Origin of the sequence: Paraburkholderia fynbosensis, from assembly GCF_902859935.1 — a bacterium.
Classification (GTDB): domain Bacteria; phylum Pseudomonadota; class Gammaproteobacteria; order Burkholderiales; family Burkholderiaceae; genus Paraburkholderia; species Paraburkholderia fynbosensis.
The window spans coordinates 30,165-46,684 of the sequence record NZ_CADIKI010000024.1 but is presented as its reverse complement, the minus strand read 5'-3'; the positions used below and the strand labels follow the sequence as shown (position 1 = coordinate 46,684).

Genomic DNA, 16,520 nt, shown 5'->3' with positions numbered 1-16,520 from the left:
ATGCCTTTCAGTTCAGTTCCAGGTGAAGTTTGACGACCTTCGTGCGGTCGCCTGCGAGTTCAAAAGCTGTCGTTGCGTCAGCCAATGGGTACGTACCGGACAGAATCGGCGAAACGTCAATTGCGCCGGACACAATCAGATCCACCGCGAGGCGAAACTCTCCGTTGGCCCGGAAAGCACCCACCAGATCAATTTCGCGCGATTGCAGCATGTTCACGGGGATAGGCGTGGCGCCCGGGGGAAGCATGCCCAATTGCACAATTCGACCGCCGCGACGGACCATCTTGAACAGTGAAGCCAGCGCGGCGGGTGAACCTGACGCTTCGAAGGCAACATCGAAATACCCGCCGACTGACTCATATTGCTGAAGACCTTCCGGGTCTTGTGCAATGTTCACTGCGCGCGCTGCACCCATTTTCGTGCGGGCGACTTCAAGAGGAGGATCCTCGACATCGGTTGCTACGATTTCTGCAGCTCCCGCGTATTTTGCGGCGCGCATGGTCAGAAGCCCGATCGGGCCAGAGCCAGTGACAATCACTCGCTTCCCGACCAGATTCCCAGCGCGAGCGACCGCGTGCAATCCGACGGACAAGGGTTCGGCGCAAGAGAGCGCCAGAAGATCAGTGTTGTCGGGCACCGGAATAATTTGGTCCTCGTGCAGCACGAGGTGTTGTGCAAACCCACCTTGCACGTGAGGAAAGCGCCCGGCACTTCCCAGAAAATACATATTCGAACAAAGGTTCATGCGACCCTGGCGGCAATATTCGCATTTGAGGCAAGGGCGGCTAGGATCCAGAGCCGCCTTCGTGCCTGGCTTGAGCCCCTTCACGTCCGCTCCGACTTCAACCACAACCCCGGAGATTTCGTGCCCCAAAGTCAATGGTTCACGAACGGCGAAGTCACCCACCGCACCGCGATGGAAGTAGTGCATATCCGACCCGCAAATCCCCCCGAACGCAACTCGTGCGCGCACCTCATTCGGTGCAAGCACACGATCTTCCACGTCCTCAATCCGGAGATCTTTCTTTCCGTGGCACACGGCAGCAAGCATAATTAATTCCTTTCACGTTCAGTTAGCGATGCGTCAAGAATGTCGCAATACAAATGGATCAACACAGGGCAAGCGGATTGATTGGGCTACCGGTGCCGCCGGTGATCGGTAGAGGCGCGGCCATGAATAGGAACTCATAGACCTTGTCGTGAGCCAACTCGTCCAACACAACGAGTTCCATCAGAAAGCAGCCAAAGTCGCGGATGAGACGCTTGTGAACAGGGCCAATAAAGCCTGTTTCACTCGGATGAACCTCAACTGCGAAATTGTCCATCCCGATACCCGCTACGCGCTTCGCACCGACCCATTCTCCGGCGGCGATGCCCAAACCAGGATTGGAACACCAGAAGGCGCGAGGATCGTCGTCCTTATACGTTCCCAACCAGCCGGTACGGACAAGCAGAATGTCGCCCTCTCCAACTTCTGTACCTTGGCTTTTCGCACACATTTCAAGTTCTTCGGGCGTAATCACATGGGTCGGCGCAAGATGCTCGACGCCCAAATAGCCTGCAACATCCAGCAGCACGCCACGCCCCGTGAGGTGCTTGAGTTTCTCAATCCCAAGCCTGGCAGCGCCGTTACTGCGAACGCTACTGGCGGGAAACCCGTTGAAAAGCGCGTCGTCGTACCAAACATGCCCAAGACCGTCAATGTGCGTCCCGGTTTGCGTATGCATGGCGAAATAGTCGTCAGCCGTACAAAAACCACCTTCGATTTCGAATCCAGCCGCGAAGTCGCCAGCGTCGATCGACATCAGATGCACTGGCACGCCACGCTCCGGATTAACCGGGAGCCCCTTGGGCTGCAGCGGAAGCGCAAGGCTGTACGCGCGACCAGTGCGAACCAACTGAGCCGCAGCAGCCAACTTCTCAGCCGTCGCGAAGTTCGCAGCGCCACGTTCGTCATCGCGCCCCCATCGCCCCCAGTTTTCCTTCCCCTCGCCGCTCCCAGCCGAGGGAGCATGGCCATGATTGCTGCACATATTCGAAACCTCTTTCAGTCAGAGTCTGCGCGCGGCTCGCGCACAGGTGTAAGTCGCGTACGTGGCACCCGCAAGTCAAACGCAACATTTAATGGGACCGTACACATAATAGTAGCTCAGAGTCCGCAATAAGACTGTGCGGGTTTTCCACTAAGCCTATCCAGCATGGATTTCCGGCCATTTTGCTAAATCCTATTTGCTATGTGAGCGGTCACATGATACAAACACACTCATGGGAGTCAAGGTGAAGTTTCAGCATCCATGGAGAGATATAAGTGACACATCAGGGACTTTTTGATCTGAGCGGGAAGACCGCGCTGATAACAGGCGCATCAAGAGGTATTGGCTTTGCAATCGCAGACGCACTCTCGGCAGCGGGCGCCCAAGTGGTTTTGAATGGCCGGTCGGTGGAAGCATTGAATACAGCCGCCGACCAGCTTCGTGAGCTTGGACGACAGGTCGATACAGCGTCATTTGACGTCACGGACGCCGCAAGCATCAAGCAGGCCATCGACAAAGTCGAGGAAAAAGGGCCAATTGACATTCTCGTCAACAACGCAGGTATTCAGCGCCGAAAGCCACTTGAAGACTTCGACGACAACGATTGGCGCGAGTTGATGAGCACTAACCTCGACAGCGTCTATCTTGTGAGCAAGGCGGTCGCGAGGCACATGATTGCCCGCAAGCACGGGAAGATCATCAACATCGGCAGCGTCCAGTGTGAGCTTGCCCGGCCCGGCATTGCTCCATACACCGCCTCCAAGGGCGCGGTAAAGAATCTGACGAAAGGCATGTGCGCTGACTGGGCACAGTACGGCCTGCAGATCAACGCGATCGGTCCTGGTTACTTCGAGACGCCACTGAACAAGGCTCTGTATGAAGATCCCGTCTTCGACGAATGGCTCAAGAAGCGCACGCCTGCACGCCGGTGGGGAAAGCTTGAGGACCTCCACGGTGCAGCCGTCTTCCTTGCGTCGCCCGCATCTAACTTCGTAAACGGGCAAACCCTCTATGTCGACGGCGGCATTCTCTCCGTCATCTAACGGTAAATAACATGAGCGAAAGCAAGACTCTCACGCTTCAGCTGTGCCCTTTCTCTGAATACCTCGAGGCCGGGCTGAACAAGCATCTTCAAATCGTGCGCTGGTTCGAATTGGACGATCAGGCACAGAACCAATGGCTGGAAGAGAATGCTGCGCGCGTGCGCGCGGTGGCGACGGGTGGGCACATCGGCTGCCCCAGTGACCTGATGCTCAGACTCCCATCGTTGGGCATCGTAGCTATCAATGGGGTCGGCTTCGACAAAGTCGACCTGAACCTGGCAAAAGCACGCCGTGTCCATGTTACAAATACTCCTGATGTATTAACGGACGATGTCGCGGATCTCGCCGTCGGCCTGATCATCTCCCTCCTTCGCGAAATCCCGGCAGCTCACGCTCACGTACGCGCTGGAGAATGGCCAAACGGAGACGTTCGGCTCGCGCGGAAGGTCACCGGGCGTCGCTTCGGAATCGTCGGCCTCGGCAGAATCGGATCAGCCATCGCTTCTCGTCTGAAGGCCTTTGGGCCGATTTGCTATACGGACATTGAGCGGAAAGACGTGCAATACGAGTTCCATGCCGACCTCAATTCACTCGCCCGGGCAAGTGACGTTCTGATCCTGGCGAGCTCCGCAAATGCGTCGACGCGCCATCTGATCAAAGCCGATACGTATTCGGCGCTAGGTAACAGTGGGTATCTCGTAAACGTTGCGCGCGGTTCTCTGGTCGACGAGCAGGCGCTGATTGAGGCGCTCAATGCAGGGACCATTGCTGGCGCGGCGCTCGACGTGTTTGAGCACGAGCCGAACATTCCGGAAGCGCTGCTTAAGCATCCTGGGGTTGTTCTCACCCCACACGTTGCAAGCGCGACCGTAGAGACCAGAACGCGAATGGCAGACATCGTCCTCGGAAACCTTGAGGCCTATGTCGGGCAAAGACCGCTACTCACTGCCCTCGTGTAGCCTGCCATTAGCACAGCGCACCGTCGCTTCGATTCCGGAGCCGGCCGCGTTTCGGTGTGCCTGCGCCACTGCGTTGAGCGGCAATATGCACGTGCACATCGCTGACCAAATTTTCGATTCCATCCAGCAATAGGCAAAAACGGCTCAAGGCAAGGGACTAGAGGTTTTCACGGGTTGTATGCCGGGGATGTGCAAACTACGATGTGACCGTTCACATTCGAGAAATGGAACGATGATTTCTCAAGTGGACTGAATGCCATTCGACCCCTGGAACCCAACCGGAAACGCCTCTTAAATCGGAAGCAACGTGAGCGCTGAAGAATTTTCCCTAGTCACTTGGCTGATGGCCCCGCTAAGCGGGGCCGGTGAGCATCATCTGCCAATGTGGGCTGCCTGGCACGGACGAGGAATGGTGCTGGCATGGGGAATCTTGATACCGTTGGGAGTACTCATCGCCCGGTACTTCAAGATCACCCCACGACAGGTCTGGCCCGAGGAGCTCGACAACAAATTCTGGTGGCGCTGGCATCGCCGGCTCCAATACGTCGGGACGTTTATTGCCGTTTGCGCGCTCGTGATTGTCATCCAATACGCCCGGCAAGCGACCGCTATCGCTCATATTCACGGATTGCTCGGCTGGGCCACGATGTTGCTAGCAGCGACGCAAATTGCGTCCGGCGTCCTGCGAGGCACCAAGGGCGGACCAACCGGTGAACTCGCGGCGGAAGGCAGCTACCGCGGAGATCACTATGACATGACCCGTCGGCGGATCGTTTTTGAATATGTGCACAAGTTCGGTGGCGTCCTTGCGCTACTTATCGCCGCGTCAGCAATCGTCATAGGGCTCTTCGTAGCTGATGCGCCGCGCTGGATGCTGATCATCATTCTCCTGTGGTGGTGCTTATTGGGCGTCGCCGCAGGTGCCTTGCAGATGAGTGGGCGCTGCATCGATACGTATCAAGCTATCTGGGGCCCCGATCCGCTGCATCCTGGAAACAAGATCAAGGTAATTGGCATCGGCGTGCGCCGCGTAAGTGCGAAAGATAACCCACATCACTAGAGCGACAGCTCTTGGAGGAGATAAGCAATGACGATCGAAGACAGCACAATGCGCAAGCTTATGCGCCGCGTAGTTCCAGTCCTGGGAATTGGCGCCGTATTTCAGGCGTTTAGCCAGTTAAACGTCGCTTTCGCGGGCGTTGAAATGACGCGGGACCTCGGACTGACGAACACACAGTTTGGATTTGGTTCCGGGATCTTCTTCCTGTCCTATCTGCTGTTGGGAGTACCGGCCAACATAATGCTCCTGAAGGTCGGAGCAAAACGGTGGATTGCGCTTGCGATGTTTGCATGGGGACTTCTGTGTGCCTCCCTTGCACTCACCAGGGGACCTACCAGCTTCTATGTCCTGCGCCTACTGCTCGGAGCGGCCGAAGCGGGCTTCATCCCCGGTATCCTCTACATCGCCGGGAACTGGTTCCCCGAGCAGTATCGGGGGAGAGTACTGAGCCTCCTGCTCGTCTGCAACCCCATTTCCGCGACTCTCGGCGGACAGATTTCGGGCTGGTTGCTCGAAATGAATGGGGTACTCGGCCTTGCAGGTTGGCAGTGGGTTTTCATCGTTGAGGGACTACCCGCCTCGGTTCTCGCCCTGTTCGTGATTTGGGTACTTCCGGCTCGTATCGAAGAAGCGCCATGGCTCACGAACGACGAACGCGACTGGCTGGCAGCAAAATTGGAATCAGAACACGGCGCACAGTCGGAGGTGACGTTTTCGATGGCAGCACTAGTCGATCCCCGAGTCATTGTGTTTGCGCTCATCTTCTTCGGTGCCTCCTGCCTGCCGTTCGGCCTGATCTTCTTTCTGCCGAAAATCATTCAGACTTTTGGTGTTAGCGGGCCCGTCGCCTCGATGCTCGCGAGTGCTCCCTTCGCAACTGGAGGTGTGCTGATGCTTCTTTGGGGCAGAAGTTCCGATCGAACCGGCGAGCGCCTTTATCATGCACTCGCCGCCCTCGGTGTCGCGTTGCTCGGCAGCGCCCTTTATCTGGTCACCAGCAACGCTGTGTCAGGCTTGATCGGTCTCTGTCTGACGCTTGGAGGGATCTTTGCCTTTCTGCCAATCTTCTGGACGCTGCCGAATCGGATGCTCAGTGGTGCTATCGCTGCAATGGGTATTGCGGTGATTAATGGTATGGGCGGAGTAGCTGGCATCATGGCCCCGACCTTAATGGGTTGGCTGAAGGACATTACAGGCCATTACGAATCCGGTCTTCTCTGCGTCGTCCTGACAGCAACGGCCGCCGGCGTTCTCCTTTATCTGTATGGCCGTCACCACGGATTGCACAAGCGAGTTGGCGAAAACAAGAAGGGATCTCAGGCCCCCGCTACGCCGACGATGCGCGAGCTTTGAGGAAATAGGTTCGGCGGAGACCTCAGTCCTCCGTCGAGCCAGCCTGACGACAACAACCTGCAACCATGCCGCCCCGCGGCCCTGCCACGAGCCTGTCGTTCTGCCGAACTCAAGACGTCGCCGTTCAATTGTGCCCATCGCGGCTGGCCATCGGTGAGAACGACAGCGGGACGCAAAATCAAACGTTTTCTTTCGATGCAGATCCGTAAGGATCACATTGTCCACACGTAGGAGACCCAATGACCAGCATTCCTTCCCTCGGCCTCGGTACGTTTCGCTTGCAAGGTCAGATCGTTACGAATTCAGTCTTAGACGGGCTCGAACTGGGATATCGTTCGATCGACACTGCACAGCGTTATGGTAACGAGGCAGAAATAGGAACGGCAATTGCGGTGTCAGGTGTGCCGCGTGAGGACATCTTTCTGACCACCAAAGTCTGGGTCGATAACTACCCTAAAGATAGGCTTGCGGACAGCCTCGAAGAAAGTCTTGCAAGACTACGCACGAGCTATCTCGACCTTACGCTCATTCATTGGCCTGCTCCAAATTGTGGAGTGCCGCTTGAGGATTATATGATCGCTCTCGTGGACGCAAAAGAAAAAGGCCTCACTCGGAGAATTGGCGTATCAAACTTCAACGTTTCACTGGTTAAGCAAGCAGAAGCCGCTGTTGGAAAGAATATGATATCGACCAATCAGATCGAGCTGAGTCCTTATCTACAGAATCGCAAGCTTGTCGAGTTCCTGCAAAGAGAAGGAATTCACGTCACATCATATATGACTCTTGCGTACGGTAAGGTCCTTGAAGCCCCTGTGATAAACGCGATTGCACGCCGTCAACTTGCGACCCCTGCACAAGTCGCACTTGCATGGGCCCTGAGCTTGGGCTATTCGGTGATACCGTCCTCGACAAAGCGTGAGCATCTCGCAAGCAATCTACTCGCGCAGCACGTGCGCCTGACTCGCGAAGACATGGAACAGATCGCTGGACTCGAGTGCAATTGCCGGATGATTAACCCCGACGGTCTAGCGCCAGAATGGGACTAGTGCTATAACACGCTTCCTTCTTGCTCCGTTGCAATTCATCTCCAAACGACGCCCCGCGCATGCGGGATCATACGATGGACGGAATACCGCCCTTCCAAAGGAAACGCGACTAATTTCATCAGGGTCGTCTAGGTGCGGCACTACCCAACCCCTTGACTGCTCGATCTAGCGAAATTGATCGTGCAGAATGGCCCTTTCGCGCTGCGAGTACAGCCCGCCCTCGAATCAACTGCGACGAAGTTGAAGAATCAATAGCGATCCTCGCGTAAGGCGATTGGGCGTCACTGAGCGGCGGCCATCGCTTCGACCGAATCGTTGGTTTGACGCCGTGCGGGCGTTAGCATCCCGCGCTCAAGCCACGGGCGATACAGTAGGCCTACTCGACGACGTTGCCGCTCACGGTGCTATGACATATGAGAGCGGCATAAGCGCGGCTCTCCACATCTCGTGCTTGCCGGGTCCGGAACCTTGACTATAGCCGTGTCCGGCATCCCTGTGGACGCGCACCGCATATGCTGCTGCCGCCGGTGAGCATCGGATGAAAAGCCGACAATGACGTTAGAGACAGTACGGCAATTCGACATCGTCGCCTGCCCCAGTTCCTTGATCATTCGACACGCAGCAAGATCGCGGCCCCCATGTCACCGGCCGCCCAGCCGGCGAACAGCCCCAGGCCGCCGCCCCGCTCACGCAATGCGTGAACGAGTTCGACGATGCCGCGCATTCCGGTCGGGCCTTGCGGATGACCATAAATGAGGCTGCAACCGTAGGGGTTCATATTCACGAGCGAAAAGCCGAGCGCCTTCGCGAACCACAGGTCGTTGACAGCTAAAGGATTGTGAGTCACGACGACCTTCACTTCGTCGATAGCGACACCCGCACTGGCAAGCGCCCGCTGGGCGGCAAGCGCCGGCGCCTTAGGCGTGCGCCCTTTCTCTGCCCGGCAAAAGCCAACCGACAGCAGAGCTGTGACCCCCTATCCACCTGCAAGCGCCCTCGCCCCGTCCAGTCCCGTGACGACGAGGCCGGCGGCTCTGTCGCAGTAAGCGTACCTGCTATCGTGAATGTTTCCGAAACGAACATGTGGCCGACGATGACAACCCCGAATGCCGCCGTGAGGAGGGTGCGCAAACGCCTACCCTACCCACTGGATGTGATGCTCACTTGCGTGCGCTGGTACGTAGCCTGTCCGTTAAGTCTGCGCCATCTCGAAGAAATGATGTTGGAGCGGGCTGTGTCCGTCGACCATTCGACTGTGCATCGCTGGGCTATCAAGCTTCTGCCGGTTATCGAGAAGGCCTTCGGACCGCGTAAGCGGGAGGTTGGTAAGAGCTGGCGAATGGACGAGACGTATATCAAGGTGAAGGGTGAATGGAAATACCTGTACCGGGCCGTCGAAGAAGCTGGTAACACGATCGATTTTCTGTTCCGCGCGAAGCGGGACAAGACCGCCGCGCAGCGCTACTTCGAAAAAGCTATCGCTCCGAACGGCGCACCCGAGACGGTAACGATCGATAAGAGCGGAGCCAACCTCGCAGGGCTACACATAATCAATCTCGAGCGTGAGGCACCGATCAAAATTCGACAAACGAAGTGCCTGAACAACGTTGTCGGGCAAGACCAGCGAGCGATCAAAACAGTCAAATAACCAGCCACGGCTAAGTGCTTTCCCTCATTCGAGCCCCTGAGGCCCGGTTGTGTGTCGCCTGCGTCCTCTTGGGGATAGACATCTGTTACGGGACCACCGCACCTATCGGTGTGCGCGATGGATCGTATCGAAATTTCGCCACTTCCCATAATAGAAGTAAGGGGCTACCTTGGCTGAAATATGTTCGCTCGTGGAGGCGCATCCACGACGACCCAATACCTTCCCGGAGACACTCATGACCATTGAATCCCGCACGATTCGAAAACTGATGTGGTGGGTAGTCCCAATCCTAGCGCTGGGTTCGGTGTTACAGGCGTTCAGTCAGATGAATGTCGCCTACGCCGGTCTCGAAATGACTCGCGAACTCAAGTTTACCGGCGCCCAGTTCGGATTTGGCTCCGGAATTTTCTTCCTAACCTATATGTTGATGGGTGCCCCGTCCAACCTGGCCCTCGTTAAGCTGGGTGCCCGTTTTTGGATCGCGCTGACGATGTTCATTTGGGGCGTCCTTGGCGCATCACTTGCCCTCGTGAAAACGCCCGGCACCTTCTACGTCATCCGCTTGGCCATGGGTGCCGCAGAAGCCGGATTCGCGCCGACCGTCGTCTTCATCGCAGGGACATGGTTTCCGGAGAAGTATCGCGGCCGTGTACTCAGCCTACTGCTTGTGACTCACCCACTTGCGGCATTGATCGCGGCGCAGATTTCGGCGTTTCTTTTACACATGCATGGACTCCTCGGCCTAACAGGTTGGCAGAACATATTCGTGTTTGAAGCACTGCCCTCGTGCCTACTTGCCATGGTTGTTCTCTTCGTCCTCCCTGCGCGTGTGGAAGAGAGCCGCTGGCTCAGTCCAGAGGAGCAGCGTTGGATTAGGCGCCAGTTGGATGAGGAGAACAATCAGCGTCAGCCGCGCATTCAAACTCAACGGCGATCGTGGATGAGCCCGCGCATCGCACTCTTTACGGCTGTCTATTTTGGCGTGTCGTGCCTCCCATTTGGGCTCATCTTCTTCCTACCTAAAATTATTCAAGGCTTTGGTCTTAGCGGAACCGTCGCCGCAATGTTGGCAGGTGTACCTTTCGCAGTCGGAGCAATTTTCATGCTGTTGTGGGGATATAGCTCCGATAAGTCAGGTGAGCGCCTTTTCCACGCCGTCACGGCGGTGTTCGTCGCTCTCATTGGCTGCGCTTGCTACCTCACCAGTCATCACCCTGTCGCAGGCTTGCTCGGTCTTAGTTTGACTTTTGGCGGCGTCTACGCCTTCTCACCGGTCTTCTGGGCTATTCCTACACAGATGCTGTCTGGAACGGAAGCAGCGGCAGGGCTGGGCATAATCAATGGAGTAGGCTCCATCTCTGGAATTCTTGCACCCACTCTAATGGGTACAGTCAAGGATTGGACGGGGTCCTACACCGTTGGTCTCTTAATTATCATGTCGGTCGCATTTCTGAGTTCCATTCTCCTGCTCTTCTGCGGCAAGTTTCACTCCCGTGAGGATCAGATGGCTCGCCCGACAGCGCTCCAATGACTAACTACCGGCGTGACTACAACGAAGCTTCGCTAGATGCAATGCTCGCTTCGCTTTTTTGCCCACCGATTCAACTGAAGGCGGAGCCGCCTGGTTTGGATGAACCACTTCCCGAGAAATCCGCCAAGCGAACGTTTTCCTGTTGTATTTGGTTTCGAGTCGAAAACAAACAGTAGCTGTACATCGAATAAATTCATTGCAATACTGGCCTTCAATACCGGGCAACCGCCCATCTTCGCACCACCACCAACCTTCACTTTAATAGTTGTACATAACAAATACATATGACAAGAGACATTCATACTTGCCGGCGACGCCCTTGCCGACCAAAGTTCCGACACCTCGCGACTGCTTCAGTGACACTGCTTGTGCTTGCAAGCACGCCCGCCAAAGCTGAGTCATACGTCCTTCTCTACGGAATGCTCGACGCCGGGCTAGCGTATATTGACAATGGCGGTGGTGCGCATTCATTTTCACAGACCTCGGGGTTGGACGGACCGAACTTCTTCGGCTTTAAAGGAAGGGAAGACCTTGGTGGCGGCCTTGCAGCGATCTTCGACCTGCAGTCGAGCTTTGCTATTAACACAGGTGCCGCCTCCTCTTACTCTGGGAACTACTCGAGCGCTACTCCAGCGGCTCCTAATGGATTACCTGGCACCGGCTTCGATCGACGAGCAATCGTTGGACTTAATAGCAACACATTCGGAACGCTGGTCTTCGGACGCGACTTTTCACCCTCCTACTATGCGTGGGTGAAAGCTGATATCTTTCAATTGCAATCGCTCGGTAACGCGAACACAGTGATTGGTCTTGGCGGCGTTGAGCATTTCGGTCGGGTCAGTAACGCTGTTTTTTACATCAGCCCAAATCTGTACGGATTAACCGTACACTTGACCTACAGTCTCGGAGACCAAAGTCCGGGAGGCATAGGCAACCCTCCGACGAATGCGGGGCGTCTGTTCGGGGTAAGCGGCGTCTTTGAAAAGCAAAACCTGACGCTCGCCGCGTCATATCAGCGAGCGACGTTCGCCAATATCGCGGGTTCCCCACTTGCATTTACCGGTTCAACCTCTGATCGCTGGGACTATCTGTTTGGCGGAAGATACAAGTTTGGCATCTTTGAAGCGTCTGGAGGATATTGGAAAGAAGGCACGCCTGTAAGCGCCTGGGACGCCTGGCTGGGTGCTGGTGTACAGATTGGAATAGACACCTTGCAAGTTCAGGTGCAGCGCCTCGCTCAAGACAATCCAACGGGCGAAGTGGGGCGAGGGACGGTGTTTGGCATCTCGTACAAACATCCACTTTCAAAGAGCACATTCGTGTATGCTGACTACGGTCGTGTTTGGAACAACTCTACCGGTAACTTCTCTCTCTTCGGCGGTGCAATTGCCGTTGCACCTTCGACCGTCGGCGCAGATCCGAATTCGTTCGGGATCGGGATTCGTCACTTTTTCTAGCACGACGTTCCAATGCCCTTTTCATCAGTGACTAGCCGAGCTGCACCGACTCCGATTACCAATCATCGCATTGGGTAGCTCTATCAGGTGACTCGAATGGACGCGAACCGATATTTTTCCGTCGATACGCAAAGGAATATAGAAAGTCTTCTAGAGGCACACGTTGATGAACCCTCAGTCTTCTCATGAACGCATCCGGTAACCAAGTCGCGAGGAAGTTTCAATATCCACAAAACAGGTCAATATGGCTCAATATTTATACGTCGGTGGTTGGAACTATGTCGCCGCGAGAGGAACGCTCGGATTCTCTCGCGGCATATATGCGTGGCGAGTCGAGGGCGATGCCCGGTCTTTTACTCCATTGGGCTTGGTGGCAGAGACGGTATGTTCAGCGACTGATTTGGCCACAACGCCCGACGGGCGATACCTATATGCGACTGAGTTCAACGGCGGCATAAGTACCCGCAGCTGGCCCTTCCCCGGGGCACCGCGAGCGGGCCTCACGTCCTATTCAATTTGCCGTGAGACTGGCGCGCTGAAAAAGCTCAACAGCGTAGATTCCCTCGGCGATATGCCCACGGAAATAGGCACCGATGCTACAGGTAACACTCTCGCGCTCGTCAATTTTTACGAGGGAAATGTCGTCACATATCGAATCCGAGAAGACGGGGCGATTGGCGATGTTATTAGTAACATCAAGCATGGCGTTCCGGAATCAGATTTTGGCTCATCAAAGTCACGTGCACATGGCCTCGCGTTTTCTGCCGACAACAAAAGCCTTTACGTGGCAGACCGTGGCTTAAATAGGATATATGTCTATGACTTCGATCCGTCGACGTCTCGCATTATTTCTGCTGTAACCCCTTTTCTGCAATTTGAGGGAGACCATGGACCCCGACATCTAACCGCACATCCGTTCAACGAGTGTGTGTACGTGGTCTCAGAAGAAAGCGGGCTAGTTCACGTATTAACTCGAGCTGCTTCAGGGTTACTTCATCTCCAACAGTCCATTTCGTTGCTTCCCAGTGACTCAACGATCAAAATCGGCGCCGCACATCTTCACGTGAGCCCCGATGGACTATTTTTGTATGCAAACCATCGCACGTCCGAAAGCGTCGCGGCGTTTTCGATTGACCAACAGGACGGCCACTTGACATTTCTGGGGTCCTCCGAGACTAGCGCTCGTTCCGTTCTCGAAAACGACGACGTCATTGACTGGAATGACAAGACATTGTGGCAAAAGGTCCAAACGGGTGCGCGCGTCTTTGCTATGAATGACGATGCTTCCTGGTTGGCCTTTCCAAATATGGGAGAAGACGCGGTGCTCGTCTTAGCGAGAGATCGTTCGAGCGGCATCCTTTCTTCGACGGATAACGTTCTCCCGACTCCTCAACCATGCTCAATCTTGATCGTGAGGCCAAAATGACACCGCAGTGCGCAAAACAACCCGAAACTGCGACAGCTGACCTCGCAATCAAGAATGAAGCTTCAATATCGGCCGAAGACCAAGCTGTATTGTCCGCATTTTCAGAACCCGCAGCCTTGCCGGGTGGTCCGCTTTGGGTCACCCTGCTCTCGGACCGGACTATTGAAGCGCTATGGCGCGAAGATCCGGCTCGTCAGGCGCTTCAAATTGAAGCTGCGCTAACGGGCACCTGTTTCTACATGATGGGGCTCGCGACGCGCACACTCACGATTGATCCCCACGCCGCGATTGTTCAAGACGGCCATCGTTACACCGGCCGCATCGTGAACATAGCGTATCTGAACGGGCAGCAAGTTCCAAAAGGCAATACGATGCTCGGCCTGCTTGAGTTTACCGAGCGCGTCGACATCGCTCGTCCCTTCGAGATCGAATTCAGCACAGTCACGATCAAATTTTCGATCAACCGTCGCACCGCTGAGCAGTGGGGAAACGTCTCACATCCAGGCGGCAGAGGATTCTAAACCTTGATAAGTCGCAGGCTTTTGACGGAGACGCCCCGTCGCCGTGGATCGCAGAGATTCGATCTTCAAACAAGGATCGAATACTGCCTCCGTCACCATCGCTTATCGCGAAGCAGATAAATCTGCAATAACATAGATTTGGAGACAGTGATGCACATCAATCGGTGGTCCGACAAGCGGTGGTGGATTCTCACCCCACTCTTTTTCGTTACTTACAGCCTTGCTTTCCTCGATCGGGCAAACTACGGCTTCGCGGCCGCGGCCGGAATTAACGTCGATCTGGGCATTACACAGGCCACTTCATCACTCATCGGATCACTATTTTTTCTAGGTTACTTCATCTTTCAGATCCCTATCGGCGTCTCTATCCAACGATACAGCGTCAGGAGAGTCTTATCTGTATGTCTTGTGGCGTGGGGAGTGCTGGCCGCGCTAACCGGTGTTGTAACGAACGTCACGACTCTGATGCTGATCCGATTCTCACTTGGAGTCGTTGAATGTGCGGTTATGCCGTCAATTCTCATTCTGGTATCGAATTGGTTCACCAAGCGCGAGCGGTCCCGGGTGAACGCTGCATTATTTCTCGGCAATCCGGTAACCGTGCTGTGGATGTCGATCGCTTCGGGCTATCTCGTCCAAGCATATGGATGGCGCATTATGTTCGTGGCGCAAGGTCTTCCTGCCGTACTTTGGGGCGTGGTTTGGTTTCTTGTTGTTCGCGATCGTCCGGAGCAAGTCAGCTGGTTGAGCGAGAAGGAAAAGGCGACCCTTCAAACCACTCTCGCTGAAGAGCAAAAGCTGTTAAATCCGATAAAGAACTATCGGGAAGCGTACAGAACATCCGCGGTTTGGATACTTGGCGGCATGATGTTTTTTATGTCCATCGGCTTCACGGGGTTTCTGATCTGGCTACCGTCCATACTTCGATCGGCGTCTTCGTTGAGCATGGTCAGTACGGGCTGGCTGGCTTCGGTTCCCTACTTCTGTGCAGTGTTCGTCATGTTGCCAACAGCATGGCTCTCTGATCGCCTGCAAAACCGAAAGATATTCATCACGACATCCCTGTCGCTCGCATCAGCGACCTTCTTTGGACTTTGGCTACTTGGCTCTTCGCACTTCTGGAGTTCGTTCCTCTTACTTACAATTGCAGGGGTATCAATGTACGTTCCAGGCGGCCCTTATTTTGCCCTCATCCCGGAAATTTTGCCAAAGAACGTCATCGGCGGTGCCGTTGCACTTATAAACAGCCTTAGCGCTTTGGGGGCTTTTTGTGGTAGCTATCTTGTGGGGCTACTGACTGGTCCAACGGGCTCCCCTCACACATCTTACCTGTTGATGGGCGTCTCCCTCTTCATTGCGGTGCTGTTCGCTGCGGCTATTCGACAACGCACACAACGCGCCTCAATTGACTTTGCACATGTGAGATCGTGAATTCTCGTGAACGCTATGGTCTCAGCATATCCCGCCTGGCGTTCGCCGTTGATCGTACCTCACTGGCGTGACAAGTTCCGGCTCACGGCCAGCAACTAGCGCGGCGGGGTCGGAAAGGGCAGCACTCACTGGCACACCGACATGTGCGGGATGCGCTGAGCATTCAGCAAGGACCTGCCGGTTTACCTGCTCGTCCCGCCGGCGGCCCACACCGGCATTGGCTTCATTCTTCGTGTCCGCCCGATTTCCCGCGCTCGGCGGAGGACATGACGAGCGTAAATTGCCGTCAATCACGCCGCAGAGAGTGTTCAGCAGTGTGGCAGAAGCGTAGCGATGTCGTCGGCTCAGTGGGTGGGCAATCTGGTGAGGACGTATGGACACACGACTGCGTACGGCGGACCAACCTGGTCTTCGTATTCTCCAGACAGCCTTCCACTAGCTACAGCACCATGGCTGGCTGCCCACCGCCATCAGCGTGGGAGACATACCGAACGTCAACCCAATATTGGAACGGTTTGAGAACGTGTTGCAGTGCCTTTCAGGACAAGAAGGTTCAAAGCCGCGGGTTTCCTCGAGAGGTCTCCGTCTTTGGCGTCTACACGAATCGGTCTTGCTTGAAGACGGTCTGCAATTTCACGGTGGAACCGCTCTGTTTTTCAATCAAGTCGAGATGCTATAGAGCAATCGCCGCCCGACGCGGACCTGACGGCGTCTCGGCGGCCGGATCTTTCCCTCGCCGCTCACCGACGTTGTACCGTACCCGAGCCAGTCTAATAGCAGTATCAAAATCTGGTTCGGTAGCCAGATGCTTGTGATCGACGCTCACGAGCCATCCGCTGTGAGACCGGCACCATCGGATGCGACCCTCTTCATACACAGCCGCAAACCACCTCCAAAGTTCAGCGTCTTCCTGGTTTGCTTGCATAGCAGCATCATGTCGCTTCGTGCCATTCCGCGTATTCGCGGGATGCCCTGTTTCAGATTTGCTCACGATTCACCTCGAGTTGTCCCA

Annotated in this window: 13 protein-coding genes and 1 pseudogene; 11 read left to right on the top strand and 3 right to left on the bottom strand. The window is 55.4% G+C overall.

Annotation, left to right across the window (positions count from 1 at the left end; translation table 11 throughout):
• Window positions 1-7: 7 nt before the first annotated feature.
• Together HV770_RS30985 and HV770_RS30980 are read right to left on the bottom strand one after the other, a co-directional pair.
• Complete coding sequence (locus tag HV770_RS30985) at window positions 8-1,051, bottom strand: L-idonate 5-dehydrogenase (RefSeq protein ID WP_175165337.1); 1,044 nt, start codon at window positions 1,049-1,051, stop codon at window positions 8-10.
• 58 nt (window positions 1,052-1,109) lie between these two features.
• Window positions 1,110-2,033, bottom strand: coding sequence for a cyclase family protein (locus HV770_RS30980; protein WP_175165336.1), 924 nt, complete (start codon window positions 2,031-2,033; stop codon window positions 1,110-1,112).
• Between the two features lie 275 nt (window positions 2,034-2,308).
• On the opposite strand from HV770_RS30980, the gene HV770_RS30975 reads away from it, so the two are divergent.
• The 5 genes from HV770_RS30975 (at window position 2,309) to dkgB (ending at window position 7,494) form a co-directional block, all read left to right on the top strand.
• A complete protein-coding gene (locus tag HV770_RS30975) occupies window positions 2,309-3,076 on the top strand; it encodes a glucose 1-dehydrogenase (RefSeq protein WP_175165335.1) in 768 nt (255 codons plus the stop codon).
• 11 nt (window positions 3,077-3,087) lie between these two features.
• Window positions 3,088-4,035: a 2-hydroxyacid dehydrogenase gene (locus tag HV770_RS30970; protein WP_175165334.1), complete on the top strand. Its 948-nt coding sequence runs from the start codon at window positions 3,088-3,090 to the stop codon at window positions 4,033-4,035.
• A gap of 307 nt (window positions 4,036-4,342) precedes the next feature.
• Window positions 4,343-5,095, top strand: a complete 753-nt coding sequence (locus HV770_RS30965) for a cytochrome b561 domain-containing protein (protein ID WP_246291359.1) — start codon at window positions 4,343-4,345, stop codon at window positions 5,093-5,095.
• Between the two features lie 27 nt (window positions 5,096-5,122).
• Window positions 5,123-6,448, top strand: coding sequence for an MFS transporter (locus HV770_RS30960; protein ID WP_175165333.1), 1,326 nt, complete (start codon window positions 5,123-5,125; stop codon window positions 6,446-6,448).
• A 239-nt stretch (window positions 6,449-6,687) separates the two neighbouring features.
• Window positions 6,688-7,494: a 2,5-didehydrogluconate reductase DkgB gene (gene dkgB / locus HV770_RS30955; protein ID WP_175165332.1), complete on the top strand. Its 807-nt coding sequence runs from the start codon at window positions 6,688-6,690 to the stop codon at window positions 7,492-7,494.
• 607 nt (window positions 7,495-8,101) lie between these two features.
• Here dkgB and HV770_RS30950 read toward each other — a convergent pair.
• Window positions 8,102-8,455 carry a beta-ketoacyl-[acyl-carrier-protein] synthase family protein gene (locus HV770_RS30950; RefSeq protein ID WP_281366244.1) on the bottom strand — a complete coding sequence of 118 codons (354 nt, stop codon included), beginning with the start codon at window positions 8,453-8,455 and terminating at the stop codon, window positions 8,102-8,104.
• Window positions 8,456-8,587: 132 nt separating this feature from the next.
• Between HV770_RS30950 and HV770_RS30945 the strand changes: the two are divergent.
• From HV770_RS30945 to HV770_RS30920, 6 genes and pseudogenes are all read left to right on the top strand, one after another.
• Window positions 8,588-9,130: pseudogene (locus HV770_RS30945) on the top strand (IS6 family transposase); the annotation flags it as partial.
• Window positions 9,131-9,377: 247 nt separating this feature from the next.
• Entirely contained in the window at window positions 9,378-10,673 is a 1,296-nt protein-coding gene (locus HV770_RS30940) for an MFS transporter (protein ID WP_175165331.1), read from the top strand.
• A gap of 356 nt (window positions 10,674-11,029) precedes the next feature.
• Complete coding sequence (locus HV770_RS30935; protein ID WP_175165330.1) at window positions 11,030-12,130, top strand: porin; 1,101 nt, start codon at window positions 11,030-11,032, stop codon at window positions 12,128-12,130.
• 244 nt (window positions 12,131-12,374) lie between these two features.
• Window positions 12,375-13,556 carry a lactonase family protein gene (locus tag HV770_RS30930; RefSeq protein ID WP_175165329.1) on the top strand — a complete coding sequence of 394 codons (1,182 nt, stop codon included), beginning with the start codon at window positions 12,375-12,377 and terminating at the stop codon, window positions 13,554-13,556.
• Window positions 13,526-14,077 carry a hypothetical protein gene (locus HV770_RS30925; protein ID WP_175165328.1) on the top strand — a complete coding sequence of 184 codons (552 nt, stop codon included), beginning with the start codon at window positions 13,526-13,528 and terminating at the stop codon, window positions 14,075-14,077. The genes HV770_RS30930 and HV770_RS30925 overlap by 31 nt, the downstream gene beginning before the upstream one ends.
• Window positions 14,078-14,227: 150 nt before the next feature.
• Window positions 14,228-15,508 (top strand): MFS transporter, encoded by a 1,281-nt coding sequence (locus tag HV770_RS30920; RefSeq protein ID WP_175165327.1) that lies wholly within the window; start codon window positions 14,228-14,230, stop codon window positions 15,506-15,508.
• Window positions 15,509-16,520: the final 1,012 nt, after the last annotated feature.

Bases quoted from the DNA above. Each gene is read 5' to 3' on its own strand.
- HV770_RS30985 (WP_175165337.1), bottom strand. From the start codon at position 1,051: ATGCTTGCTGCCGTGTGCCACGGAAAGAAAGATCTCCGGATTGAGGAC.
- HV770_RS30980 (WP_175165336.1), bottom strand. From the start codon at position 2,033: ATGTGCAGCAATCATGGCCATGCTCCCTCGGCTGGGAGCGGCGAGGGG.
- HV770_RS30970 (WP_175165334.1), top strand. From the start codon at position 3,088: ATGAGCGAAAGCAAGACTCTCACGCTTCAGCTGTGCCCTTTCTCTGAA.
- HV770_RS30960 (WP_175165333.1), top strand. From the start codon at position 5,123: ATGACGATCGAAGACAGCACAATGCGCAAGCTTATGCGCCGCGTAGTT.
- dkgB (WP_175165332.1), top strand. From the start codon at position 6,688: ATGACCAGCATTCCTTCCCTCGGCCTCGGTACGTTTCGCTTGCAAGGT.
- HV770_RS30940 (WP_175165331.1), top strand. From the start codon at position 9,378: ATGACCATTGAATCCCGCACGATTCGAAAACTGATGTGGTGGGTAGTC.
- HV770_RS30930 (WP_175165329.1), top strand. From the start codon at position 12,375: ATGGCTCAATATTTATACGTCGGTGGTTGGAACTATGTCGCCGCGAGA.
- HV770_RS30925 (WP_175165328.1), top strand. From the start codon at position 13,526: ATGCTCAATCTTGATCGTGAGGCCAAAATGACACCGCAGTGCGCAAAA.
- HV770_RS30920 (WP_175165327.1), top strand. From the start codon at position 14,228: ATGCACATCAATCGGTGGTCCGACAAGCGGTGGTGGATTCTCACCCCA.